The 550-nt window shown below is 55.8% G+C and carries 1 protein-coding gene; it reads right to left on the reverse strand.

Features of this window, described 5'->3' with window-relative positions:
* Positions 1-217 precede the first annotated feature (217 nt).
* Positions 218-550, reverse strand: a 333-nt coding sequence (locus E1297_RS49520; protein ID WP_209015548.1) for a hypothetical protein, incomplete at its 5' end; no start/stop codon positions are given.

Consider the following 550-nt stretch of genomic DNA (forward strand, 5'->3'; position numbering starts at 1 on the left):
GGATTGCCTTCGACATCCGCCATGTTTCCGGCGGCCGCTTGTTTTTTTCAGTTTGACGGTGTCTTTTAAAATCCGGATGTCCAAAGCTCGAGGGATTCATTGGTGACTAGGCACATAACAGATCTTACAGACACATACGGCGACAGGCTCCTTGCGCTTTTGAAGCAGCAACTCGGTGAAGGCGCGCCAACGACGCCGGAGTCGGCCGTCACGTACGTCATGGACTTCGATCCGACCAGGAACAAGAGATACAGCAAATGGATGGTTCAATTGTTGTTGAGAGGCGGTTTCCTGGCCGAAGACCCTTCCAAAGGCGCGCGAGACGCTTGAGCTGTTCAGAACGTACTGGACACGGCTCGACGAGACTGAGCGCGACATTGGCAGGTACCAGACGCTGTCCGACATCTGGAAGGCGGTCAAGAGGTTTAACGAAACCGATCTCGTTGACGCGCCTTTCCCCGGCAAGCAGAAGCGGCTGAAGGACAAGGAACAGGCCTACACCGACTCCCTTGTTCTGGTCGACGATCCGGACTGCACGGTTGCCGTCCCG

Source organism: Roseibium sp. RKSG952 (genome assembly GCF_009711355.1).